This window comes from Aeromonas sp. 2MA4, from assembly GCF_029237305.1.
GTDB classification, from domain to species: domain Bacteria; phylum Pseudomonadota; class Gammaproteobacteria; order Enterobacterales; family Aeromonadaceae; genus Aeromonas; species Aeromonas salmonicida.
Genome location: NZ_JAACFY010000022.1, coordinates 21,320 through 44,584 on the forward strand (window position 1 = coordinate 21,320; position 23,265 = coordinate 44,584).

Here is a 23,265-nt window from a genome sequence, read left to right on the forward strand (position 1 = left end):
GCGGCCCAGCAAGCTAACCGTGGCGACAGGAAAAAGCGGCCATCCTCTGTTTTCCTGATGCTTGATTATTCAAATTTTGATGCGGCGACGGCTGCAATTTACCCATTTTTGGAGGGAAACATGAGTCTGATTCAAGAGTTCAAGGCCTTTGCCGCCCGAGGCAACGTCATCGACATGGCAGTCGGTATCATCATTGGCGCCGCTTTCGGCAAAATCGTCTCCTCCTTCGTGGGCGACGTCATCATGCCACCCATCGGCCTGATCCTGGGTGGTGTGGACTTCAGCGATCTGGCCGTGACCCTGAAGGCCGCCGAGGGTGCAACCCCGGCCGTGGTCATCGCCTACGGCAAATTTATCCAGACCATCATCGATTTTCTGATCATCTCCTTCGCTATCTTCATGGGGCTCAAAGCCATCAATACTCTCAAGCGCAAGCAGGAAGAGGCCGCAGCCCCCGCCGGTCCCACCAAGGATCAGGAGCTGCTGAGCGAAATTCGCGATCTGCTCAAGTCACAACAAGGCAAGTAAACAGCTCATATAAGCAGCGACCACATATCACGATGCCCATCAGCTATGGTTATACCTATTCCATCGCTAGATAGGCATCGTGATTATGTCAGTGACCCCCTCATCCAGCTCCAATCACAGTTTTATTCTTCGCTTTCTATTTTTGCTGGCGCTGCCTCTTGTTTTGACAACGCTGGGCAGCGCATATCTTTTTTCTGTGATGCAAAAAAACACTCTGCTTAATACAATGCGGTTTTTTAATGACAGCACTGGCCAGCAATGGGACAACTCGCTGTCTTCTGTCGAACGACAAATAAACATCATCATCGATGACATTAAAAAAACGATGGTCAATTGCCGATTTCCTTGCGCACCAGATATCACGACATTTGGCAATATCTTCTTTATCCTGAAGGGCCGATAAAGACGGTTTATTATGTATTGAAAAATAATGAGCAAACCAACTTCTCGCTGGCATCCATGCCACAGGATATCAATGTAACCCAACGAACCTGGTACCAGAATGCGATGGGAAAGCCAGGTACCAGTATCTGGAGCTCACCTTATATTGATGCCGTTCAAAAAACACCTGTCGTGACGCTTTCTCACGCAGTACTGAATAATCAAGGCAATTTTCTGGGAGTAATCGGAATAGATCTCAACTTGAAGGTTTTTTCAGCCCGAATTGGCAGGCTGCTGGAGAGCGGTGACAAGGTCGGCTATATGCTTTACGACCGAGGCAGCAGACTGGTTATCGCCCACAGTGATCCGCTTGAAAACGGCATGCCATTGGTCACATCCTGGACTGATGAACTGAAAGGTCGCAATGGCTCATTCATGAATACGGATGGAGAGCTCATCGCTTACCATGCATTGCATAATAATCCATCCTGGCTGGTCATCACAGTGTTCCCTTTTACCAACAGTTTTTTGATTGGTGAAATGTTGCCAACCACATTAATCAGCCTGATATTGTCGCTCTCTATCTTTACGCTGGTCGCTATTATTTTCAGACAGCGACTGGAGCATACAATAAGCACATTGGTTCAAGTGGTGCGCCAATTAAGGGTCACACCAGCAGGACAACAAATTGTGATCCCGAAACTGGCCGGCATTGAAGAACTGGAAGATGAAATAGTAATGATTTCAGATAAAATGCAGGCTGAGACAGAGAAATCTTTGCGTGATGCTTTAACCAGCTTATACAACCGCCGTCATCTGGAAGAGACCCTGGCCACGCTACACAAAGATAATCGCCAATACATATTGGCGATTATCGACATTGATAACTTCAAACGAATCAATGATACCTATGGCCATCCAATCGGCGATGCCGTTTTAAAGCGCACCGCTCAGCTCGGTAACCAATTGCTGGAGGAACACGCAACCCTTTGCCGCTTTGGGGGAGAAGAGTTTGTCGCTATTTTTGAACAAACTGACATTGCCAGCGCGCAGCAGTTGATGGAGCTGTGGCGCGTCAGCATGGGTCAGCAGGATTGGCGTGAACCAGGCTTGAGCGTCTCCTTTAGCGGTGGCATTGCCGAATCCCTCGATACCCCACCGGACAGTGTGATGGCCCGCGCGGATGCTGCCCTCTATCAGGCAAAGCAAACGGGCAAGAATCGCTTGCAGCGCGCTTAAGCACGTGGATGGTGCTCGCCGTGCAGCGCCTTGAGTCGCTCATTGGCCACATGGGTGTAAATCTGAGTAGTGGAGAGATCCGCATGGCCCAGCAGCATCTGCACCACCCGCAGATCGGCGCCATGATTGAGCAGATGGGTGGCAAAGGCGTGGCGCAGGGTATGGGGAGACAACTCCCCGCGGATACCGGCACGCTGGGCATAGAGCTTGATCCTGTGCCAGAAGGTTTGACGGGTCATCATGCGGGCCTGCTTGGAGGGAAATACCACGTCCGAGCTGGTGCCCCCCAGCAGCAGGGTGCGGGCCTCCCGGTAGTAACGCTCCAGCCAGTGCACCGCTTCCTCCCCCATGGGTACCAGTCGCTCCTTGTTGCCCTTGCCCACCACCCTCACTAGCCCCTGACGCAGGCTGACATGCTCGGCGGTGAGCCCCACCAGCTCGGATACCCGCAGCCCTGTGGCGTAGAGCAGCTCCAGCATCGCCTTGTCCCTCAGCTCCAGCGGGTCGTCCACCAACGGTGATTGCAACAGTGCTTCCACCTCGGCTTCACTCAAGTCAGAGGGCAGCTTCTTGGGCAGTTTGGGCCCCTCCAGCAGCACGGTCGGATCATCGCTGCGCAGCTTTTCGCGGTTCAGATACTGATAAAAGCGGCGCAGGGCAGACAGAAAGCGAGCCGTGCTGCTGGCGGCAAACTGGTGGTCCACCCGCCAGGCGAGATAGTGCTGTATGTCATCCATCCCCGCCAGCAACAAAGAGCCCCCCTGCCCGTCGAGCCAGAAAGCAAATTTCTCCAGATCGCTGCGATAGGAGCTGACAGTGTTGTCAGAGAGTCCCCGCTCCAGCCAGAGGGCATCGAGAAAAGGTTCGATCAGGGGGTGATTGTGCACGGCGGAGGCTGGCTTGGTCATGGTACTGGGTCTTGGGCAAACGGTGGCTCATTGTAGCGCGCCCGGCGCCGGACGACAGCGGGATCTGAGGGCCTGCGCCACGCTTGCCCCGTGAAGGGCGTCGGTCTATCTGCTAAACTGGCGCCCCTCCCTGTTGCCTCCGGGCGCGTACGCCCCACGCGCCGCCAGGATGAAGAGCGATCTGTTTTACGGTAAGGACAGTGCGATGAAGATAGGTTTGTTTTACGGTTCCACCACCTGTTACACCGAGATGGCCGCCGAGAAGATCCGCGCCCTCATTGGCCCCGAGCTGGTCGATATCCATAACATCAAGGATGTGCCCCTTGTCCGCATGCAGGAGTACGACATCCTGATCCTGGGCATCTCCACCTGGGATTTCGGCGAACTGCAGGAAGATTGGGAATCCCATTGGGAAGACATAGCCGATGTCAATCTGGAGGGGCGCATCATAGCCCTGTTTGGCATGGGCGATCAGCTGGGATATGGCGAATGGTATCAGGATGCCCTGGGCCTCCTGCACGATCAGCTGGTGCCCAAGGGGGTCAAACTGGTGGGTTACTGGCCAAACGAAGGGTACGAGTTCGACGCCTCCAAGGCGCTGATCGACGATGGCCGGCATTTCGTCGGGCTGGCCCTCGATGACGCCAACCAGTATGACCAGACCGAATCTCGCATCGAGCAGTGGGTCGACCAGATCCTCGGCGAGATCCACGAACTGTTGTGAGCCCCTGACCGGCGGCCAGTGTCCCGATGCATTGGCCATCCGGGCGCAGTTATAGCACCGATTTTCTCAATCGGTATCATCGCTTGACGCTATAGCGACTTTTTTGTGCTGGTCTGCAACAATGCAATCGACACCCCATAACCCAATCAAAATGGGTGTCGGAAGCAAACAGGAACAGACCAGAAAAGGATATTCTATGACCCCATTCTCCCTGTTGGCCCCCGCCATTGCCCGCGATGTACTCGATCACGCGCTGGCGCTTGGGGCTGACTTCGCCGAGCTGTTTGTGGAGCGCAAACGCCGCAGCCAGCTCAGCCTGCTCTCCAGCCAGATAGAGAACATCAGTGGCGGCCTCGATTTCGGCATAGGCGTGCGCCTGTGCTACGGCCACAAGGTGCTCTACGGCTACACCAATCTGGCCAGCCGCGACGAGCTGCTGCGCATCGTCACTCTGCTGGCGGCCAAAGACAGACGCGACCCAGTGGTGACCGCCACCGCCTTCGATTTCACCCGATTGACCGATCGCAACCCGGTGGCGTTGCCGCTGTCAGCCGACAAGCAGCTGGAGCAGAAGATCGCCTATCTGCACGCCATGGATGCGGTGGCACGCGCCGAAAGCAGCAAGGTGAGCCAGTTCTCCGGCAATGTACTGGGCTGGGAGCAGGAGGTGGAGATCTTCAACAGCGAAGGGTTGCAGGTGAGTGATCGCCGCCACTACAACCGCATCATGGCCCAGACCATCGCCGTTGAGGGGAGCGAGCAGAGCGTAGGCTATGAGGCGCCCGGCGCCCTGATGGGCTGGGAACACGCGGATCGTATCGATCCGCGCGAGCTGGCCCTCACCGCCACTCGGCAAGCGCTGGTGAAACTCGGTGCAGCCCCCTGCCCGAGCGGCACCCTGCCGGTCATCATGGAGAGCGGCTTTGGCGGCGTCATCTTCCACGAGGCCTGCGGCCACCTGCTGGAGACCACCTCGGTCGCCAAGAAGGCCTCGGTATTCCACGACAAGATGGGCCAGCTGATCGCCAATCCGGCAGTCAGCGCTGTGGATGAAGGCTTGCAGAGCAACGCCTGGGGTTCCATCAACGTCGATGACGAAGGGATGGCTACCCAGCACACCCAGCTCATCAAAGACGGCGTGCTGACCGGTTTTCTGGTGGACAGAATGGGCGCCCTCAAGACTGGCTACGCCCGCACCGGCTCGGGAAGGCGCGAATCCTACAAATACGCCCCCACCTCGCGCATGCGCAACACCTATATCGAACCGGGCAACCACAGCCTCGACGATATGCTGGCCACCGTCGAGCACGGCATCTATGCCAAGAAGATGGGGGGCGGCTCGGTGCAGCCGGGTACCGGCGAGTTCAACTTCAACGTGCAGGAGGCCTATCTCATCGAGCACGGCAAGATCACCCGCCCGCTCAAATCAGCGACCCTGATCGGCACGGGCCCGCAAGTGCTCAAAGAGATCTCCATGGTCGGGAGCAATCTGGCGCTGGCCGCCGGCATGTGCGGCTCCGTCTCGGGCTCGGTACCCACGTCTGTCGGCCAACCCGCCTTGAAAGTTGACAAGATCCTGGTAGGAGGGAACGCCTGATGAGCACACTCGACATGAACAACCTGCTCACCCGCCTGCTGGAGAAGGTCGCCGATCTGGGCGCCGAGGCGGATATCATCGCCAATCGGGACAAAGCCTTCTCCCTCAAGGCCGACAAGGGGGAGCTCGGGGAATACAAGGTCACCAGCAGTCAGCAGCTCGGCATTCGTCTCATCAAGGATGGCCGGGTCGGCATCGCCTACTCGGAATCCCTCGATGAGGCGGCGCTGGATGCCATGTTGCAGGATGCGCTGGATGCCAGCCGCTTTGCCAAGGTGGACCCGGATCAGCACATCTCGGTTGCCGGCAGCCGCATCAGCACCGACTGCGCCGAGATAAACCAGCCCGATACCACGGCGGTGGAGGAGAAGATCGCCCTAGCCCTGCGCCTCGAGGCGGATATGCTGGCGCAACCTGATGTGACCGGTGCCCCCTACAACAGCTTCTTCGAGGGGGAGAGCCGCCTCTGGCTCGCCAACAGCCTGGGCAGCCTCTGCCAGCACAGTGAATTCAGCGTCGGCTGCTATACCTCGGCGCTGGTGGAGCGGGATGGCCGCCAGTCGATGCACTCGCAAGGGCAGTATGGCCGCCGCTTCGACGAGCTGGATAGCCAGACCCTTGTCGAACAGATCTACGCCGTGGCCCATGACCTGCTGCCAGGAGAAGCGGTACCGAGCGGTCGCTACAGCGCCATTTTCAGCACCAACTGCTTCACCAGCCTGTTTGGCTGCTTCCAGGCAGCGCTGTCGGGCAAGTGGGCCCAGCAGGGGATCAACCCCTGGCGAGACAAGGTGGGCCAGTCTGTGGCCTCTCGCTGGCTCACCCTGGAGAGCCGGACTTATATGCCGGGCGGCATGAACATCAAGGCATTCGATGGCGAGGGGACAGCCACCTCGGATCTGTTGCTGATTGGCGAGGGAGAGCTGAAAACCCTGCTCCACAACAGCGCCACCGCCCACCATTTTGGTGTGACGAGCAACGGCTCGGCCGCCCGCAGCGCCCGCAGCGCGCTGGATGTGACCACCCGCCATCTGGTGTTTGGCAAAGGCCCCCACAGCGAGGCAGAGGTCAAAAGCGGCGAGTATCTGGAGCTGGTCAAACTCGATGGTCTGCACTCAGGGGCCGATGCGGTGAGCGGTGACTTCTCGTTCGGCGCGTCAGGGTTCCTGTGCCGCGATGGCGTGCGGCTGCAGCCGGTACGCGGCATCACGGTCGCAGGCAACTTCTACCGCCTGCTCGGCGAGCTGGAAGCTGTCGGTGACCGTCTGCAGCACAACGATGGCAAGGGCTTCTACGCGCCGCTGATCCGTTTCGGTGGTTTGAACATCGCGGGCAAGTAAGCCCCGCATATAAAGACAAAACGGCACTTTGTCCCGTTCTGAACAGCAAGAGGGCAACCCCAAGGGTTGCCCTCTTTTTTATTCTGACCTGTGGCTGGGAGCTTGCCGGCTAATGGTCAAATAATGCTCATGCCCCGCCTGGCACCGTCGATACTGACAATGCAAGGCAATGAAAACGCGGTTTCCTACCAAAGTGCAAGACAATATGGAGGTCTGCATGAAGACAATCGCAATGGCGATCACCCTCGCCACACTGGGCATATCGATGGCACAGGCCGCTCAGGCAAGCAGCACAGGACGCATCACCTTCAGCGGCGCCATCGTGGAAGATGCCTGCCGCGTCAACCAGCAAGAGAAGCAGATGCAGGTCACCTGCCTCTCCGGCCCCTCACAAACAACCGAGACAGTTGATCTGCAACAGCTGGCAAGAGAGGCGTCAATGAGCCTCTCCCACAGTCAGGTTTCCTACCAGTGGGTCGATGAAGGCCGCACAATGGCGATCGTCACCATCAGCCACAAATAATCCCACTGCCGAGGACAGAAACAACAACGGCGACCATAAGGTCGCCGTTGTCATTACCGAGTCTCACATTCAAGCCATCAGGCTCAGGGGTTGAGACGCGTCGGCATACCGGTGCGCTGTTCCAGCACCTGTTTGACCACATTGGAGTCGCTGTCGGCATGAGCGATGAAGCGAGTAATGGCAGGAGTCATGGGAAGCGGCACGGACGCCGAGGAGTTGAACTCTTCCTCGTTGCGTGACAGTGGCTCATGGACTTCCATGTAGCGACCGCCATCGGGCTCGACCGTGGACTTGACCGGCTGGTTGACGAACTGGACGCGGGTGCCGACCGGCACGTTGTCGAACAGATACTTGATGTCGTCGGCGCGCAGGCGCACGCAGCCGCTGCTCACTCGCAGACCGATGCCGAAGGTGGCGTTGGTACCGTGGATGGCATACAGGTTGCCGATATAGAGGGCATGCAGACCCATGGGGTTGTCCGGACCCGCAGGCCAGACCGCAGGCAGTGTCTTGCCCTGGGCCGCATAACGGCGACGGATGTTCTCGGTCGGAGTCCAGGTCGGGTTGGCACGCTTGCGTTCAACCTTGGTGATCCAGTTTTCCGGGGTATTCACACCCAGCTGGCCGATACCGATGGGCAGCACTTCGACGACATTCTTGCCTTTCGGGTAGTAATAGAGGCGCATCTCGGCCACGTTGATGACGATCCCTTCACGGGGCGCATTTGGCAGGATCAGCTGATGAGGAATGATCAGCTTGCTGCCCGGTGTCGGCAGATAGGGGTCGACCCCGGGGTTGGCCTCCATGATGTTGGTCAGGCCCAACTGGAAGTCGGAGGCGATCTGCTCCAGCGGGCGATTGTCCGCGGGTACCACATACTCCAGGTTCTCACCGATCAGGCGGCTATTGGCAGCGGGCAGCTGGTATTCAACGGCAGCAGCCTGATAGCTGACCAGCGTCAGCGTAAATAAAAGGGCCGAAGCGGCAGTGCGAAAAGGATTCATAAAATTCCTGTGTGGTTTCCTGTACCAAGTTGGCCGGGGGCCGTGTCATCCTCGGTCTGACCTGTGACGAGTCACCTTGCGCCCGAGGCCAATCACCGAGCGCGCATTCTTCCCTGAGTCGGACAAAATTTCAACGTCAGGATGGCTCTTTTTGCATGAACAGTCTATTCACTGCCCCTGACTTGTCATTTTTACCCTTGCCAAGCTAACAATCAGCAAATGAGTAGTGCATGAACAAAAGGGAGACCCATGGGTCTCCCTCTCTTCAGCAGGCTCTGGCAAGCAGGCGGGTCACAGCCTCCCTGATGGCGGCCCTGGCATCCAGCCTCCCCATCTCGTCGGCCAGCAGGCGCGCCCGTGCCCGATAGCGGGGCTCGTGCACCACCTTGCGCACTGCCGCAGCCACGGCCTCTGCCGTCGGCTCGTTGCTGTGCAGATTGATGCCCACGCCACTCCATGCCACCCGGGTGGCCACCTCGGCCTTGTCCTCCCCTGTGCCAGCCACCACCAATGGCACACTGTGGGCCAGTGCGGCCTGCACAGAACCATAGCCGCCGTTGGTCACCAGCACGGCGGCACGGGGCAGCGCCAGCTCGAACGGCACATGGTCGGTGACGATGGCATTGGCGGGGATGGATGGCCCCAGCAGCGCAGGATCCCGCCCGCCCGTGGTCAGCAGCAACTGCACTTCGTCACCCGCCAGCCCCTGCATGGCCGGGATCAGCAGTTGCCCCAGATCCACGTTGGCCAGGGTACCCTGGCTGACAATGACCAGCGGCCGACCATCCAGCCGTTCCCACCAGGGCGGCGGCGTCAACGCAATCCTGGGTGGCAACAGGGGGCCGATATGACGGATCAGCCCCTCAAGCTCCGGCCGCTCATATTCAAAGCCGGCGCAGGAGAGCTGCAGAAAGGCATCCGGCGCCGTCACCATCACATCGGTGAAGGGGGCCGCCAGCGGCGGCGCCCCCGCCTCGGCCAGGGCAGCATCGAAGCTCTGCTGCACCTCGGCCTGCAGTTGCCGGGTCTGTTCATCCAGCCAGGGCAGCTCGCCAAGGGAGCGGCGCAGCTCGGGGGCGATGCGCGGGCCGTAGAAGATGGCATCCGGGCTCGAGAAAGAGACGGGGTTCACCCCCAGCATCAGGATGGGAAGGCGCTGGCTGCGGGCCTGTTGCAGCAGCGGCAGCACGCCGTAGAAACCGTTCTCCACCAGCAGCAGATCCACCCTCTCCGCCGCGATCAGCGCCCGCAGATGGCGGTCGTGTTGCGCCATGGGGGCGGCGAAGAAACGCCTGAGTGCCAGCGCCATCTGGGCTGTGCCGCTCAACTCGGCACGCTCGGGGAAGTGCTGCTCCAGCGCCCGGTAGTCAAAATCCACCTCGGGGGAGAAGGACACAAATTCTGCGCCGCTCTGGCGGATCCCTTTCTCGAACAGAGCGCCGCACAGCATCAACACCCTGTGCCCCTCCCCCACCAGCAGGCGGGCCACCGCCAGCATGGGGTTGACGTGGCCAGGGGTGGCGGTGGCCGCCAGCAAAATGGTCGCCATCACGCAGCCCCTTGCGGCGCCAGCGCCGGGTTGAGGCAGAGCGGACTGGCTTGGATATGGACCCGCTGGATATGGCGTGCCGAGCGGGCGGTGAAGCCTTCCCGCCCGTGCAGCAGGCCGAAGTTATCGGCAATCACCACATCCCCCGGCTGCCACTGGTGAGCATAGAAGTAGCGGGGATCATAGAGTCGCTCGTGCAGATCCTGCAGGAAGGCGCCCTGATCCTCGGGCGGGATCCCCTCGATCTGCAGCGCATGCTGGTTGAGGAAGCGAACCCCCTCGCGCGGCGGCTCGTTGTAGCGCATGACGGTTTCACCGCTCACCGGATGAGGCACCAGCAGGGGCGAGCTCACCTCGCCACCGTAGTGAACCACCTGCTTGATGCGATAGGTGATCCGCACTCGCTCCCAGCGGGCCAGCCGCTCGCCATCGAGATCCACCAGCAGCTGGCGGGTATTGATGAAGGTGGTGCGTCCGCCCTCATCGGCGGCCGGTGCATGCACGCAGTGAAACAGCTGGAACTCCGGCACGGTTGGCTTGTACATGCCATCCCAGTGCAGCGGCACATAGCTGGAGTCGAAAATATGATCGGTGGCGTTCTCGTGCTCTTTCACATCCAGCACGGCGCCGAAGGGCCACATCATGATCTCGCCCCAGCGCTCGGCGTAATGGGTCAGCCGCTCGGGGTCGACAAAACCCGAACCAAACCCACGCAGGATCAGCACGCCGTGGCGACGGGCCAGTTCGCGCAGCGACCCGACCGGCAGAGCCTGTACCGGCTGCTCGCTCCTGGCCGGTTCGATCAGCAGGCCGAAGGGGGAATGGGGCTGAATGCGGCAGTGCTCACCGCCGAGGGGAATGATGGATGCTGTCATGGTGAACTCCTCAGGCGGCGGCCTGCTTGCTGCGGATCAGGTAGTGACTGGGACGGCCATGGATATGGACCAGTTCGTGCTCCAGGGCCAGCACGTCGCGCCGCTTCATCAGCACGAACTGGCCATCCAGATTGGCCGCCACCCCGTGCCAGGGGGTGAGCCAGTCATCCCGGGTCGGCAACATGTGAATGCCCATCTTCAGGCTGTGGCTGGCCTGGGGGTGGATGGAAAGACGGATGGCCTCGGGGAAGCGCTCCGCCAGCAGCTTGCCCCAGGCGCGGCTGCGCTGGATCACGCCGTGGGTGCGCGACTTGGCATCCCGCTGCAGCGCCGTGTTGGAGAGTGGCGTGTCCGGCAGCTGGCTGTCTTCATAGAGGAAGCGGGTCATGGCACGATAGAGACGAACCCCCTCCTCCGTAGTTTTCACCTCCTCGCTTATCTGCGCCAGCGGCTCGGCATAACGCTCAACCAGCTGTTCACGCAGGGTGTCGAAGTCGCGGCTGGCGCAAAACTCGGCCATGCCCGCCACCATCCCCAGGTGAAAGACCCCAAGGTGGGTCGCCCCCAGCTCCAGGATCAGCTGCTCTATGTGGGCCTGATAGGCATCGATGGCCGGGTCCGATACCCGGATCAGATCGCCAAAGACGTGGCCATCCGAGCAGATCAGGATCCGCATGCCGGGCCGGTAGTGCAGCTGGATGCGCTGGCAGAGGTGATTGAGAAAGCTGAGGGAGAGGCGCTCCGCCATGTCCGGCAGGGTGCCCAGCACCTTGTTCGGGTTCGGCGACTTGGTGGGGAAGGCGGGCAAGACGCAGGTGATGGTCTCGCCCCGCTCGATGAAGGCTTGCAACCGGGGGATCTGGATGGCGGCCACCTCCTGCTCTTCGCTGTGCCGATCCAGGATGGGATCGGGGAAGCGACGACGATAGGGCAACAGCTCGGCAAATATCTCACGGGCAATTTGATGGGAAGATAAACCACTCATTATTCCGGCTCCTTTAGGCAGGATAAAATCAATAAAGATGACTCTTTATCAATGCGTCCAGTCTCTGTCGTTATTATGGATGTATCCGTTTGCTACCCAAACGAATCGAGAGGGGACAGTAGCCGAGATGAAGTCAGGCTATCAATTCGCCATTAATGTAAAGAGATTCAACCCAGCGCTAACAATCTATTTCACATAAGCTAACTCACCCTATGCATATGAATAAAAACAGATTTAATGAATATTGAAACGTATTGAAAAACACCAGTCAGGAAAGTTCCCCACCGGCTTTATTATTCCGTCACAATTTGACTCGTGGATTATTTAGCTCCACTTAACAGTGATATTTCTTCATGCTGGCAATGCTGACCATTTCGCTTTAAATATCGCAAACTATTATCCAGCAGCATATTAAGCGGACGAACAAACGCTGGCTCTGGCAATCAAGACGGGGAGTGGCAGGTGGGATGATTCATCCCTGACCCGCAGCGGCATCGCCATGGTTTTTCATGGTGGCGGCCCCGGGCGGAGCCGCCAAGACGATTCAAGGCTGGGCCGGGTTGGCCGCCAGATAGTCCAGGGCCGCCTGCCAGCCCATTTGGTAGCCCTGCTCCAGCCGCCCCTTGTCTGTGGTCATGCGGCCGACCCGAAAACCCGCCGGCGGCACTATGACCCGGATGTGGCAATCCGCCGGTGGCTGGCGGATGAAGTCGATGGCGTCGTTGTAACTTTGATGACGCGCCAGGCTGGCGCGAGCCAGGGCCGGGGTCTGGCGCAGCAGATATCGGTGCAGGGCCGGCAGACGTGGCGCCCGCTTGCGATAGCCGAGGGGGCGGGAGAGCACCACAGTTATATCGCGCGCCCCCTGCTCGTAGGCATGACGCACCGGAATGGAGTCAGCCACCCCGCCATCCGTCATGGCTTCCCCGCCGATGCGCACGAAGTCGCGATAGACCAAGGGCACAGAACAGGAGGCCTTGATCTGCTGCTCCAGCTCGGCCGCGTTCCCCTTGAGGTAGGCGGCCTGGCCGTCCGAGACCCGGGTGGTCACTACTGTCAGCGGTACCGGATTGACGGCAAAGCGGGCTAGATCGAGTCGGCACTCGCGGATGGTGATCGCCCACAGCCAGTCGAGATCGAGCCAGTGGCCACCGCGCACGAACCTGGCCAGACTGATGAACTCGGGGCGGCAGGAGTAGTCCGTGATGACGCTGTGGTTGCGTCCCCGCTGACCGGCCAGAAAAGCCGCCAGATTGACCGCCCCCGCCGAGACCCCGATACAGTGATCAAACGCCGTCCTGCCCTGTGCCAGAAAAGCATCCAGCACACCGGCGGCAAAAATGCCGCGCATGGCGCCCCCCTCGACCACCAGGGCCGTTTGCCGCCGACTCATCTCACCTCCCGCTGAACTTGCTCTGTGAATGGACTCACACTTTGACCCATCCGGTGCCCATCCCCACGTTGCGCTCCCTATAATGGGCGCGCCTCTGCTCTGGTGCCATGAGGTATAACTTATTGATGCTACGGAATATTACAATGAAAAAAATCAGCAAGTCCCTACTCGCCGCTGCCATTTCCCTCGGATTGATGGCAGGCTGTCACAGCAACAATGACTCCGAGACTCCAGATACCATGGTTCGCTTCGCTACCTTCAACCTCTCCTTTGATCGCACCGCTCCCGGCATGCTGAGCGGGGAACTGGCCCTGACCCACGCCGAGCAGGACACCCTGCTGGCACGCTATCAGGCCGGTGATGCCAGTCTGGGTCAGGCCGAGATCACCCGGGCCAAAAATGTGCAGCAGATCCGCAATGTCGCCGAAATCATCCAGCGCACACGGCCGGATGTGTTCCTGCTCAACGAGTTCGACAACGACGGCAAAGGCGAAAATACCGCCGACCTGAAGGCGTTCAACGACAACTACCTGGCCCACGCCCAGCACACCGAAGTGACCGCCATCAGCTACCCTGTGCTGCAGAATTTTGCCACCAATACCGGCCTGATGAGCGGCCATGATCTCAACCTGGATGGCAAGGTCAACACAGGGCCGGACGACGCCTGGGGCTTTGGCAACTACCACGGCCAGTACGCCTTTGCCGTCATGTCCCAATACCCCATCGACACCAAGCAGATCCGCACCTTCCAGCACTTCAAGTGGAAGGACATGCCCGGCGAATCGAACCCAGTCATCGACGACTGCAACAACCCCAAGGCGCCGATCCCGGCGGGCCGCCAGTGCGGTGATGCCTGGTATGACGACGCCGCCTGGCAGCAGTTTCCACTCTCTTCCAAGAACCACGCCGACGTGCCGGTGCGCATCAAGCGCGGCGACAAGGAGGAGGTGATCCACTTCCTCATCTCCCACCCGACCCCACCCATCTTCGGCAACGCGGCGCGCCACAACGTCAAGCACAATCGCGCCGAAGTCGCCTTCTGGCAGGACTACGTGGAGACCGCCAGCTACATGGTGGATGACGCGGGCAAGGCCGGCGGCCTGGCCGAGGGCGCCAAGTTCGTCATCGCCGGGGATCTCAACGCCGATCCCCAGATTGGCGACGGGGATCTCACCGCCATTCAAGATCTGCACAACCATGTACTGGTCAATCAGGCGGTCACCAACGGCGCCATCATACCGGTCAGCCAGGGTGGCCCCGAGTGCCTCGCCAGCCAGCCGGATCAGTGCAAACGCAACAACAAGCGCCCCACCCCGGAGCGCATCACCAGCAGCAGCGGCCTGCAGCTCGATCACCTGCTGCCCTCCGCCAACCTGAACGCTGTCGCCTCCGGCGTGTTCTGGCCCGCCAGCTTCGAGCCCGGCTATCACCTGGTGTACGACGCCAAGCTGGGTATCGCCAAGGGAGTGAGCTCGGATCACCGGCTGGTGTGGGTCGACTTCAAGCTCGACTAACTTGATGGTGTTATCAACAATCAGGGGGCCCGCGGGCCCCCTGATTGTTTTCAAACAAAGTGAACTGCCCTTGGTCACGGCAAGCGCCAAGGGGCACAGCAATGGGTGTCATTACCAAGGTGGGGCGACGGGATCACAGAACACGGGCACCAATGAGGCTAGAATGGGAACTCTTGTCGCCAGGCTCTGGCGATGATGCCTCCGCTTTCACTCATCGAGGACACGCTTCATGGAACTGCTTCTTCTCAGCAATGGTAAAGCCACCGAATTTCCGGGTCTGCTCGGTTGGGCCCGGGATAGGGTGCAAACCCTGCTCGCCCGCAAACAGGTCAAACGCATACTGCTGATCCCCTACGCCGTGATCCGCAGCGACTGGGATGCCCGCGCCCGCGATCTCACCGAGAGTCTGGGGGTGGAAGCCATCAGTATTCATCAGTTTGATGACCCTGTGGATGCCATCAATCAGGCAGATGCCATCTTCATCAGCGGTGGCAATACCTGGCGCCTGAACCAGCTACTGCACGAATATGGTCTGGTCGTGCCAATCCAGCGCGCGGTGCGCGAGCGGGGCGTGCCCTATGTGGGCTGGAGCGCCGGCTGCAACGTGGCAACTCCCAGCATTCGCACCACCAACGACATGCCGGTGTGCAATGCCGCCGTGCTGCCTGCACTGGGTCTGTTCCCGTTGCAGATCAACCCTCATTATCTGGATGCCAGCATCAGCGGTCACATGGGCGAAACCCGCGACGAACGTCTGGCGGAGTTCTGCGCTATCAACCCGAGCGAATACGTGGTGGCCCTGCGCGAAGCCAGCCTGCTGCAGATAAGCGGTGAGAGCAGCGGCGACACCCTCGAATACTGGAGCGCCCGCGGCGAGAGCTACAAGATCTTCAAACACGGCGAGGAGGTGCAGGAATTCATGGATGCCACCCCGCTGGCGAAGTTGACCCCCTTTAGCCCTCGCGGCTGACTGCCCATGAAAAAGGGGGCATAGAGGTGAGGTGCTGATCTGAGCCGCCGAACCGGCGGTTTGTCATGCTGTAAGGGGCAAGGGATCTTCCCTCGCCCCTTGTTTTGTTAGACGGGAGTATGCGATGACGACACGGATCGAACACGACAGCTTCGGGGAGATAGAGGTGCCAGCCGAACGGCTGTGGGGGGCCCAGACCCAGCGCTCCCTGCACCATTTCGACATCTCGGGGGAGCGCCAACCCGCCGAGCTCATCTGCGCCCTGGCCCGCATCAAGTCTGCTTGCGCCCGGGTCAATCACGCCAAGGGGTTGCTGCCCGCCCGCACGGCCCAGGCCATCATGAGCGCCGCCGATGAAGTCCTGTGCGGCCTGCATGAGGAAGAGTTTCCACTGCGCGTCTGGCAGACAGGCTCGGGCACCCAGACCAACATGAATGTCAACGAGGTACTGGCCAACCGGGCCAGCGAACTGCTCGGCGGTCCGCGGGGGCAGGGCTGTCTCGTCCATCCCAACGATCAGGTCAACCTCAGCCAGTCGAGCAATGATGTCTTCCCGAGCGCCATGAACCTGGCGGCCGTCACTGCCATTACCTTGCAACTGCTGCCCGCCCTGATAACCCTGAGCGCGACGCTGGCCCGCAAGGCCCACGCCTTCGACGACATCGTCAAGATTGGCCGCACCCACTTGCAGGATGCCACCCCGCTCACCCTGGGGCAGGAGTTCTCCGGTTGGGTTGCCCAGCTGGAACAGGGGGAGCGCCACATTCGAGCCGCCCTGCCCCATCTTTGCGAGCTGGCACTGGGGGGCACGGCCGTCGGCACCGGCCTGAACACGCCACCCGGTTTTGCCGATGCCGTGGCGGCCACCCTGGCAGAGCAGACGGGCCTGCCGCTGGTTAGCGCCCCCAACAAATTCGAGGCGCTAGCGAGCAGCGATGCCCTGGTTCATGCTCACGGCGCCCTCAAGACGCTGGCCGCGTCGCTCATGAAGATCGCCAACGACGTGCGCTGGCTGGCCAGCGGCCCCCGCAGCGGGCTCGGTGAGCTGCTCATTCCGGAAAATGAACCCGGATCCTCCATCATGCCCGGCAAGGTCAACCCGACCCAGTGCGAGGCGCTCACCATGCTGTGTGCCCAGGTGATGGGCAACGACGTGGCGATCAACATAGGTGGCGCCAGCGGCAACTTCGAGCTGAACGTCTTCCGCCCACTGATTGCCCATAACTTTTTACAGAGCGTGCGTCTGCTGGCCGACGGCATGCAGAGCTTCCACGATCACTGCGCCACCGGCATCACACCGAACCGGGCCCGCATAGACGAGCTGCTGGCCGGCTCCCTGATGCTGGTCACGGCACTCAACCCTCACATCGGTTACGACAAGGCGGCCGAGATAGCCAAGCGAGCCCACAATGAGGGGCTCAGCCTGCGGGAAGCCGCCATCGCCTCCGGCCACCTCACGGCGCAGGAGTTCGATGCCTGGGTAGTGCCAGCCAACATGGTGGGTCGACGGGGGCTCTGACATGAGTGTCTGCTGAAAAATGAAAAAGCCGGGCATGCCCGGCTTTTTCATTGTGCAATTCGTCGTTCAGGGTTTGATCAGCTTGCTCAGGGCATCCAGCTCGCTCTGGGCGGCCAGCAACTTGGCCTGGGCCTCTTCCAGCTTGGCCTGCTTCTTGGCGATCTTGTCCGGCTTGCCCGACACTCGGGCATTTTGCAACTCGAGCAGCCGCTCATTCACCTGCTCTTTCAGCTTGGCTACCCGTTGCTGCTGCTCCTTGAACAGACCGTCATCGGTACAGTGGGCCTCTATGTTGCGCAGCGCCTGCTCCAGCCCGGCTATCTGATCCGCATTATTGTGCGCCTTGGCGAAGACCAGCTGGTCCGCCACTGCCTGTTGCCGAGCCTTGCAGCCTACCTGCTGGCTGCCATAAGCCTGACCGGCCAACAGCAGCATACTTATTCCGAAAACCTTCCACATAACGACCTCATTCCTCTGTCATGTTTGATGGGCGCCTATCAGACCGTACTCGGCCAACCGGGTCAAGTCATGCGCAAACCGGTACGACAGAGTTTGTGCAACATCACGCCAATACAGGCCGGCCAGGACTACAATGGTGTTTTCGTGATGGAGTCTCTTATGAATCAACATATTGTCATCATTGCCAACGGTGCCCCCTATGGCAGCGAGTCCCTGTTCAATACCCTGCGTCTGGCCATTGCCCTGGGCGAGCAGGGTGGCGCCAACCTGCAGCTGTTCCTGATGTCCGACGCTGTCAGTGCCGCCCTGGCGGGGCAAGCCCCGGCCGAGGGTTACAACCTGCGCCAGATGCTGGAGATACTGCTGGCACAGGGCACCGCCATCCGTCTGTGCAAGACCTGCACCGATGCCCGCGGCATCACGGCACTGCCCCTCATTGAAGGGATCGAGATCGGTACCCTGCCACTGCTGGCCCAATGGACACTGGCGGCCGACAAGGTGCTGACCTTCTAGCCAGCGCACAGCCTCACAGGCGCAAGTCTTGATCAGCGGGGAGCCTGCGCCATTTGAAAACCATTACCCTGTTTTTACTGTCTACACTGTCAGTTAGATAACAATGTGCGCCCCCTCATATTCGTTCAGGGAACTACCATGAATCCAACCGAACAGACCCTGCTGGAGCAGATGCGGATCACCGAGTTTGAGATCGCCCATCGCAAGGAGCTGCTGCTGCTGGACGAGGACGACTTCACCCGGCTCGCCAGCTATCGCACCAAGATAGAACCCCATATCGATTTGCTGGTCGACAAGTTTTATATACTGCAGACCGGGATCACCGAAATTGCCCTGCTGATCGGCGATGCCGATACGCTGACACGACTCAGAGCGGCTCAGCGCCGTTACATACTCGATCTGTTCAGCGGCCTGTATGACCTGGAGTACGTCAACAACCGGCTGCGGATCGGGCTGGTGCACAAGCGGATCGGGGTGGAACCCAAGCTCTATCTGGCGGCCATCAACACCCTCAAGGGGCTGCTCATCGAGGATATCTTCCTCCAGATAGCCCATGAGCCCGAGCGCATCGCCATGCTGACCGCCCTCGACAAACTGTTTCTGTTCGACATTACCCTGGTATTCGAAACCTACATCCGCAGCCTGGTCTCGGAGATAGAGTCATCCAAGGAGAAGTCGGAGATCTATGCCAAAGCGCTGGAGGAGAAGGTCCGGGAACGTACCCAGCAACTGGAGGAGATGAGCCGCACCGATGCCCTCACCGGCCTGCTCAGCGTGCGCCACCTGCAGGAGAACCTGACCCGCACCCTGCGCACCTGCCAGCGCCGGGCCGAGCCAGTGGTCATCGCCTACCTCGATATCGACGACTTCAAACAGATCAATGACACCCAGGGGCACCAGCGGGGAGACGAGATACTGCGCCTAGTGGGTGCGTCCATCCGCAAGGTGTCACGGGCAGAGGATTGCTGCTTTCGTTACGGCGGAGACGAGTTCTGTCTGATCCTGCCCAACTGCAGCGAGGATCAGGCCAGAGACGTCTATCTGCAACGGCTGACCCACACACTGGCAGAACAGATAGGCGATGTGACCCTCAGCATCGGCCTGGTGCAGACAGGGCCATTGCAGTTCGACGAGGGCAACAGCCTGATCCGGCTGGCCGACGAGCGCATGTATGCCGCCAAGAAGGCACTGAAAGAGGTAAATCCGAAAGAGACCCACTAGCCTTGGCGGGCACAGGATTTCGCCGCCTCGGGGCGCGGGATCCGGGCCCCCCATTCGTACAACAGAAACGTCAGCACGCAGAGCAGCGTCATCAGTATGTAGAGCCACTGGCCACTCCACTGCTCGATAATCCAGCCTCCCAGCACGGCGCCGATGGCCCCACCCAGCCCTGCCAGCGCACCGGCGCCGAAATAGCTCCCCTTAAGATGAGGGGGCGACATCTGGTCGATCAGCACATTGAGCAGCGGAAACAGAATGGTCTCCCCCACGCTCAGCAACAGCACGGCCCCGATCCAGTGTGACCACTGCTGGGGATCCCCCAGCGCGAACAGCACCTGAGCCCCCAGAAACAACATGATGCCGACCTGCAGCCGCACCTTGTGCGGCCAGCGGGTGAGCAGATGCAGCAGCGGGAATTGCAGTACAACCACGGTCAGTGCATTGGTGGTCACCAGGATGGCGACCAGTTTCGCCACCTCTGGCGTCTGGGCCCGAGTCAGGTATTGCACCAGCGGTGAATGAAACTGGGAGTAGACCAGCACCATCAGCAGATTGGCCATCACCAGCAACAGAAAACCCAAATCCAGCCACAGCACCTTGATGGCGGCGCGCAGACCCAGGCCGCCGCTGCGCTGCTCGCCCTCAATCAGCTGGCGAAAACCCCAGACGAAGGCGGCCCCCAGCAGCAGATAGCTGTCGGAGAGCAGCAAAAAAGTGTGCTGCTGGGCACTGATCCCCAGCGTCACCCCAAGCAGGGGCCCGATCGCCGCCCCCAGGTTGAGCAAGAAGTAACGCAGGTGGAGTGCCAGCTCGCGGGCCTTGGCAGAGATGAGGCTGTCGGCCATCAGCGCCTTGCCGGGCGCATCGATCAAGCCGGAAGAGAGGCCGCTGCCAAGCACCCCGACCCCTAACCAGAATGCAGAGTGGGCAAATCCCAACAGGCCGTAGCAGAGCAGCGCGACCAGACAACCGGCCAGCAAGATGTTGCGCCGCCCCAGCTTGTCCGACAGCCAGCCGCCATAGAAGCTGACTAGGGTCGAGATGGCCGCGGTCGCCCCCAGCATGGCACCGATACTGGTGGCCGAAAGGGCATACTCCCGATAGAGCAAGATGGAGAGAAACGGCCAGACCATGTAATAGCTGGTGCGCACCATGAAGGTACCCAGGATCACGGTCCAGACCAGAGGGGGAAACTGCCTGAGGAGGGCCCACGACATCATACTGCTCCTTGTTGCCCGTCGCGCGGGGAGCTCTCCGTTGTAGCAGAGGGTCTCATAGGAAACAAGCGTGGTGGATATCGGACACAAAAAAGCCGACCCTGAGGTCGGCTCTTCACAGCGCAGCAGCCTTATTCGGCAGCCGGCTCTTCGACAGCGGCTACGTCAGCAGCAGGAGCAACGGCTTCGGTCGGTGCATTCGCTTCCTTGATGGAGAGACGCACACGGCCTTGACGGTCCACTTCCAGTACCTTCACCTTCACAACATCACCGAGCTTCAGGAAGTCGGCCACGTTCTGCACGCGGGCGTCGGTGATCTGGGAGATGTGCACCAGACCATCTTTACCCGGCAGGATATTGACGAAAGCGCCGAAATCGGCCAGACGCACAACCTTGCCTTCATAGATGCGGTTCACTTCGATCTCGGCGGTGATGGCTTCGATACGACGGATCGCTTCCATGGCCGCTTCGTTGGCCACGGCGGAGATGCGGACGGTACCGTCATCATCCAGCTCGATGTTGGTGCCAGTCTCTTCGGTCAGCGCACGGATCACGGAACCACCCTTGCCGATCACGTCCTTGATCTTCTCGGGATTGATCTTGATGGTATGGATACGCGGCGCGAAATCGGAAATCTCGGCACGCGGCGCCTGGATGGCTTCGTCCATCACTTTCAGGATGTGCAGGCGAGCACCACGGGCTTGCTTGAGGGCAATCTCCATGATCTCTTTGGTGATGCCTTCGATCTTGATGTCCATCTGCAGCGCAGTGATACCTTGAGTAGTACCGGCCACTTTGAAGTCCATGTCGCCCAGGTGATCTTCGTCACCCAGGATGTCGGACAACACGACGAAACCTTCTTCTTCCTTCACCAGACCCATGGCGATACCGGCAACGGAGGCCTTGATCGGCACACCCGCATCCATCAGCGCCAGGGAGGAACCACAAACGGACGCCATGGAGGAGGAGCCGTTGGATTCGGTGATTTCAGACACCACGCGCACCACGTACGGGAATTCGGCGGCGCTCGGCATCACGGCAGCAACGCCGCGCTTGGCCAGACGACCGTGACCGATTTCACGACGCTTGGGGCTACCCATCATGCCGGTTTCACCGACGCAATACGGCGGGAAGTTGTAGTGCAGCATGAAGCGGTCGGCGCGGTGGCCAGCCAGCTCGTCGATGTTCTGGGCGTCACGCTCGGTACCCAGGGTCGCAACGACGATGGCCTGAGTCTCACCACGGGTGAACAGGGCAGAGCCGTGAGCGCGGGGCAGGATGCCGGTGCCGACGGACAGGGCACGGATCATTTCCGGATCGCGACCGTCGATGCGCGGCTCGCCACGGACCACACGGCCACGAACGATGCGGCTTTCCAGGCTGTGGAACTCTTCGCCAATCTTCTTGGCATCGTCTTCCACACCGGCGGCGATCACTTGCTCAACCACACGCTGCTTGATGGCACCGATGGCGGCGTAACGCACGGCCTTCTCGGTGATGCGGTAGGCTTCACCCAGTTCAGCTGTAGCCAGCTCGGCAATCTTGGCCTTGAGGGCTTCGTTGGTCGCAGGCGGGGTCCAATCCCATGGCTGGGTACCCACATCGGCGGCAAATTCGTTGATGGCGTTGATCACGACCTGCATCTGCTCGTGGCCATACACAACGGCGCCCAGCATCACCTCTTCAGAGAGGATGGCCGCTTCGGATTCCACCATCAGCACGGCGTTGGCGGTACCGGCAACCACCAGATCCAGATCGCTCTGGGGCAGTTCGGCGGTAGTCGGGTTCAGCACATACTGACCGTTCATGTAACCCACGCGAGCAGCCGCAATCGGGCCACCAAACGGGATGCCGGAGATGGCCAGTGCAGCAGAGGCACCGATCATGGCAACGATGTCCGGGGAAACCAGCGGGTTCACGGACATAACGGTGGCAACCACCTGAACCTCATTGAGGAAGCCTTCCGGGAACAGCGGACGAATAGGACGGTCGATCAGGCGGGAGGTGAGGGTTTCGCCTTCGCTAGGACGGCCTTCACGACGGAAGAAACCACCCGGGATACGACCAGCAGCATAGGTACGCTCCTGGTAGTTGACGGTCAGCGGGAAGAAATCGCGACCGTGATCGGCCTCTTTCTTGCCGACGACGGTCACAAATACGCAGGTATCGTCCATGCTGACCATAACGGCCGCAGTGGCTTGACGGGCCATCACACCGGTTTCCAGAGTGACGGTGTGTTGACCGTACTGGAATGACTTTACAATAGGATTCACGTGAATTTCCTTTTTACAATTTGGCTCTTTAAATTCGCGTGCAAGTATACTTGATTCGAACCAAAAGGTAAGCAGTGACACACATTCTGTGAGGATGGCAACAGCCTGACGGACAATAAAAAAGGGGAACCCTGAGGTTCCCCTTTTTCGCGAAATCTGATGGTCGATTAACGACGCAGACCCAGCTTGGCGATAAGAGCAGCATAACGCTGAACATCTTTACGCTTCAGGTAGTCCAGCAGCTTGCGACGCTGGGAAACCATGCGCAGCAGACCACGACGACCGTGGTGATCTTTAGCGTGCTGTTTGAAGTGACCTTGCAGATGGTTGATCTGGGCAGTCAGCAGGGCAACCTGCACTTCGGGGGAGCCAGTGTCGTTGGCGCAACGAGCGTTGTCAGCAACGATGGAAGCTTTGATCTCAGCATTTAGAGACATGGTATTACTCCAGTAGAGTGTTTAAAGGTTCACAGCCAATCTCTAATTCAGCCGTGAAATGAGGGCGGTATCATAATCGTCCCCGTCACTTTTCGC

At 59.9% G+C, this 23,265-nt stretch carries 20 protein-coding genes and 1 pseudogene; 11 read left to right on the top strand and 10 right to left on the bottom strand.

Translation table 11 applies throughout. The annotated features are described in order from the left end of the window. Nucleotides 1-120: 120 nt before the first annotated feature. Nucleotides 121-528 carry a large-conductance mechanosensitive channel protein MscL gene (gene mscL / locus GWQ31_RS18720; protein WP_021138161.1) on the top strand — a complete coding sequence of 136 codons (408 nt, stop codon included), beginning with the start codon at nt 121-123 and terminating at the stop codon, nt 526-528. An 85-nt stretch (nt 529-613) separates the two neighbouring features. After that, nucleotides 614-2,148 (top strand): annotated as a pseudogene (locus GWQ31_RS18725) (diguanylate cyclase). On the opposite strand, the gene xerD reads toward GWQ31_RS18725, so the two are convergent. Then, the gene (gene xerD / locus GWQ31_RS18730) at nt 2,145-3,056 is read right to left on the bottom strand and encodes a site-specific tyrosine recombinase XerD (protein ID WP_099994119.1); all 912 of its coding nucleotides are present in this window, start codon (nt 3,054-3,056) and stop codon (nt 2,145-2,147) included. The pseudogene GWQ31_RS18725 and the gene xerD sit on opposite strands and share 4 nt — an antisense overlap. Before the next feature lie 205 nt (nt 3,057-3,261). Between xerD and fldB the strand changes: the two genes are divergently transcribed. The 4 genes from fldB to GWQ31_RS18750 all read left to right on the top strand — a co-directional run bounded on the left by fldB (nt 3,262) and on the right by GWQ31_RS18750 (nt 7,240). Then, entirely contained in the window at nt 3,262-3,780 is a 519-nt protein-coding gene (gene fldB / locus GWQ31_RS18735; protein WP_169045544.1) for a flavodoxin FldB, read from the top strand. A 196-nt stretch (nt 3,781-3,976) separates the two neighbouring features. Next, a complete protein-coding gene (locus GWQ31_RS18740; RefSeq protein WP_125607204.1) occupies nt 3,977-5,377 on the top strand; it encodes a TldD/PmbA family protein in 1,401 nt (466 codons plus the stop codon). Beyond that, complete coding sequence (locus tag GWQ31_RS18745; protein WP_275910003.1) at nt 5,377-6,717, top strand: TldD/PmbA family protein; 1,341 nt, start codon at nt 5,377-5,379, stop codon at nt 6,715-6,717. Before GWQ31_RS18740 ends, GWQ31_RS18745 begins: the two co-directional genes overlap by 1 nt. Before the next feature lie 217 nt (nt 6,718-6,934). Continuing rightward, nucleotides 6,935-7,240, top strand: a complete 306-nt coding sequence (locus GWQ31_RS18750) for a type 1 fimbrial protein (RefSeq protein WP_265462843.1) — start codon at nt 6,935-6,937, stop codon at nt 7,238-7,240. Nucleotides 7,241-7,323: 83 nt separating this feature from the next. On the opposite strand, the gene GWQ31_RS18755 is transcribed toward GWQ31_RS18750, so the two are convergent. The 5 genes from GWQ31_RS18755 to GWQ31_RS18775 form a co-directional block, all read right to left on the bottom strand. After that, nucleotides 7,324-8,244, bottom strand: coding sequence for a L,D-transpeptidase family protein (locus GWQ31_RS18755; protein ID WP_021138156.1), 921 nt, complete (start codon nt 8,242-8,244; stop codon nt 7,324-7,326). Nucleotides 8,245-8,509: 265 nt separating this feature from the next. Next, nucleotides 8,510-9,793: a nucleotide disphospho-sugar-binding domain-containing protein gene (locus GWQ31_RS18760; protein WP_275910004.1), complete on the bottom strand. Its 1,284-nt coding sequence runs from the start codon at nt 9,791-9,793 to the stop codon at nt 8,510-8,512. Further along, nucleotides 9,793-10,668: a TauD/TfdA family dioxygenase gene (locus GWQ31_RS18765; RefSeq protein ID WP_275910005.1), complete on the bottom strand. Its 876-nt coding sequence runs from the start codon at nt 10,666-10,668 to the stop codon at nt 9,793-9,795. The genes GWQ31_RS18760 and GWQ31_RS18765 overlap by 1 nt, the downstream gene beginning before the upstream one ends. Before the next feature lie 10 nt (nt 10,669-10,678). Beyond that, the gene (locus GWQ31_RS18770) at nt 10,679-11,653 is read right to left on the bottom strand and encodes an isocyanide synthase family protein (protein WP_042867512.1); all 975 of its coding nucleotides are present in this window, start codon (nt 11,651-11,653) and stop codon (nt 10,679-10,681) included. Between the two features lie 544 nt (nt 11,654-12,197). After that, on the bottom strand, nt 12,198-13,046 hold the full coding sequence (locus GWQ31_RS18775) for a patatin family protein (RefSeq protein WP_275910006.1): 849 nt from the start codon (nt 13,044-13,046) through the stop codon (nt 12,198-12,200). Nucleotides 13,047-13,189: 143 nt separating this feature from the next. On the opposite strand from GWQ31_RS18775, the gene GWQ31_RS18780 reads away from it, so the two are divergent. The 3 genes from GWQ31_RS18780 (at nt 13,190) to fumC (ending at nt 17,049) form a co-directional block, all read left to right on the top strand. Further along, the gene (locus GWQ31_RS18780) at nt 13,190-14,560 is read left to right on the top strand and encodes an endonuclease/exonuclease/phosphatase family protein (protein WP_275910007.1); all 1,371 of its coding nucleotides are present in this window, start codon (nt 13,190-13,192) and stop codon (nt 14,558-14,560) included. 229 nt (nt 14,561-14,789) lie between these two features. Continuing rightward, a complete protein-coding gene (gene pepE, locus GWQ31_RS18785; RefSeq protein ID WP_058393769.1) occupies nt 14,790-15,530 on the top strand; it encodes a dipeptidase PepE in 741 nt (246 codons plus the stop codon). Between the two features lie 124 nt (nt 15,531-15,654). After that, a complete protein-coding gene (gene fumC / locus GWQ31_RS18790; protein ID WP_275910008.1) occupies nt 15,655-17,049 on the top strand; it encodes a class II fumarate hydratase in 1,395 nt (464 codons plus the stop codon). A 66-nt stretch (nt 17,050-17,115) separates the two neighbouring features. Here the strand turns inward: fumC and GWQ31_RS18795 are convergent, their stop codons facing one another. Continuing rightward, nucleotides 17,116-17,508: a DUF1090 domain-containing protein gene (locus tag GWQ31_RS18795; RefSeq protein WP_058393767.1), complete on the bottom strand. Its 393-nt coding sequence runs from the start codon at nt 17,506-17,508 to the stop codon at nt 17,116-17,118. Nucleotides 17,509-17,667: 159 nt separating this feature from the next. Here GWQ31_RS18795 and GWQ31_RS18800 point away from each other — a divergent pair, with 159 nt between their 5' ends. Next, on the top strand, nt 17,668-18,021 hold the full coding sequence (locus GWQ31_RS18800) for a DsrE/DsrF/TusD sulfur relay family protein (protein WP_265432782.1): 354 nt from the start codon (nt 17,668-17,670) through the stop codon (nt 18,019-18,021). 138 nt (nt 18,022-18,159) lie between these two features. Further along, entirely contained in the window at nt 18,160-19,242 is a 1,083-nt protein-coding gene (locus GWQ31_RS18805) for a protoglobin domain-containing protein (RefSeq protein WP_169045531.1), read from the top strand. On the opposite strand, the gene GWQ31_RS18810 is transcribed toward GWQ31_RS18805, so the two are convergent. From GWQ31_RS18810 to rpsO, 3 genes are all read right to left on the bottom strand, one after another. Then, nucleotides 19,239-20,549: an MFS transporter gene (locus GWQ31_RS18810; protein ID WP_345893590.1), complete on the bottom strand. Its 1,311-nt coding sequence runs from the start codon at nt 20,547-20,549 to the stop codon at nt 19,239-19,241. The two genes, GWQ31_RS18805 and GWQ31_RS18810, sit on opposite strands and share 4 nt — an antisense overlap. A 41-nt stretch (nt 20,550-20,590) precedes the next feature. Next, nucleotides 20,591-22,732, bottom strand: coding sequence for a polyribonucleotide nucleotidyltransferase (gene pnp, locus GWQ31_RS18815; protein WP_265463002.1), 2,142 nt, complete (start codon nt 22,730-22,732; stop codon nt 20,591-20,593). Between the two features lie 167 nt (nt 22,733-22,899). Next, the gene (gene rpsO, locus GWQ31_RS18820) at nt 22,900-23,169 is read right to left on the bottom strand and encodes a 30S ribosomal protein S15 (RefSeq protein ID WP_265463003.1); all 270 of its coding nucleotides are present in this window, start codon (nt 23,167-23,169) and stop codon (nt 22,900-22,902) included. Nucleotides 23,170-23,265: the final 96 nt, after the last annotated feature.

Coding starts and splice junctions, on each gene's coding strand:
- GWQ31_RS18795 (WP_058393767.1), bottom strand. CDS start 17,508: ATGTGGAAGGTTTTCGGAATAAGTATGCTGCTGTTGGCCGGTCAGGCT.
- GWQ31_RS18755 (WP_021138156.1), bottom strand. CDS start 8,244: ATGAATCCTTTTCGCACTGCCGCTTCGGCCCTTTTATTTACGCTGACG.
- xerD (WP_099994119.1), bottom strand. CDS start 3,056: ATGACCAAGCCAGCCTCCGCCGTGCACAATCACCCCCTGATCGAACCT.
- rpsO (WP_265463003.1), bottom strand. CDS start 23,169: ATGTCTCTAAATGCTGAGATCAAAGCTTCCATCGTTGCTGACAACGCT.
- mscL (WP_021138161.1), top strand. CDS start 121: ATGAGTCTGATTCAAGAGTTCAAGGCCTTTGCCGCCCGAGGCAACGTC.
- GWQ31_RS18745 (WP_275910003.1), top strand. CDS start 5,377: ATGAGCACACTCGACATGAACAACCTGCTCACCCGCCTGCTGGAGAAG.
- GWQ31_RS18760 (WP_275910004.1), bottom strand. CDS start 9,793: ATGGCGACCATTTTGCTGGCGGCCACCGCCACCCCTGGCCACGTCAAC.
- GWQ31_RS18765 (WP_275910005.1), bottom strand. CDS start 10,668: ATGACAGCATCCATCATTCCCCTCGGCGGTGAGCACTGCCGCATTCAG.
- GWQ31_RS18780 (WP_275910007.1), top strand. CDS start 13,190: ATGAAAAAAATCAGCAAGTCCCTACTCGCCGCTGCCATTTCCCTCGGA.
- GWQ31_RS18775 (WP_275910006.1), bottom strand. CDS start 13,046: ATGAGTCGGCGGCAAACGGCCCTGGTGGTCGAGGGGGGCGCCATGCGC.
- pepE (WP_058393769.1), top strand. CDS start 14,790: ATGGAACTGCTTCTTCTCAGCAATGGTAAAGCCACCGAATTTCCGGGT.
- GWQ31_RS18750 (WP_265462843.1), top strand. CDS start 6,935: ATGAAGACAATCGCAATGGCGATCACCCTCGCCACACTGGGCATATCG.
- GWQ31_RS18800 (WP_265432782.1), top strand. CDS start 17,668: ATGAATCAACATATTGTCATCATTGCCAACGGTGCCCCCTATGGCAGC.
- GWQ31_RS18805 (WP_169045531.1), top strand. CDS start 18,160: ATGAATCCAACCGAACAGACCCTGCTGGAGCAGATGCGGATCACCGAG.
- GWQ31_RS18770 (WP_042867512.1), bottom strand. CDS start 11,653: ATGAGTGGTTTATCTTCCCATCAAATTGCCCGTGAGATATTTGCCGAG.
- fumC (WP_275910008.1), top strand. CDS start 15,655: ATGACGACACGGATCGAACACGACAGCTTCGGGGAGATAGAGGTGCCA.
- fldB (WP_169045544.1), top strand. CDS start 3,262: ATGAAGATAGGTTTGTTTTACGGTTCCACCACCTGTTACACCGAGATG.
- GWQ31_RS18740 (WP_125607204.1), top strand. CDS start 3,977: ATGACCCCATTCTCCCTGTTGGCCCCCGCCATTGCCCGCGATGTACTC.